1 protein-coding gene is annotated in these 485 nt (G+C 22.1%); it reads right to left on the bottom strand.

What is annotated here, in order from left to right; all coding sequences use genetic code 11:
* A partial coding sequence (locus tag Q4Q55_RS09735; RefSeq protein ID WP_303372616.1) for a hypothetical protein occupies positions 1 to 431 on the bottom strand: 431 nt, incomplete at its 3' end.
* Between the last annotated feature and the right edge of the window lie 54 nt (positions 432 to 485).

Below are 485 nucleotides of genomic sequence, written 5' to 3'. Positions count from 1 at the left end.
AAAACGCTTTCATTATAAATAAATTCAACGGAAGTTTCATCAAACAAGCAGTTTAAAATAGATTTTTCATGAGGAACAAACTCATCATTATTTTTTATGTTAAAAATAGAGTAGGCATGCAACAGTTCATTATCAAAAATATAATTTTCCTCTTTTAAATTATTTATCAATTCATCAACTTCTGATAATAAATAATTAACTGAACTATTCTCATTATATTCGATTTTTAGGGGAATTTCTTTATTATTTCTGTAAATTTTAAAAACAATACCTTCAGACTGATTTATTCTAGATAAATAAACAGACATTGCTGAAGTAAAAAGAGATTCATCGATTTTCTTTTCAAAAGTTAAAATAATTTGATTGAATGTTGACTCAATTACATTAGGTATATTTGTTAAACAATTATTATATTCATTCGAATTTTGCATAATAATCACCAAGATTTTAAACAATCAATAATAGTTATATTTAATGATATATTT

The sequence above is a fragment of the Methanobrevibacter sp. genome (assembly GCF_030539555.1).
Taxonomy (GTDB): Archaea; Methanobacteriota; Methanobacteria; order Methanobacteriales; family Methanobacteriaceae; genus Methanocatella.
The sequence above is the reverse complement of the archived record's forward strand: the minus strand, read 5'-3'. Positions and strand labels throughout refer to the sequence as shown.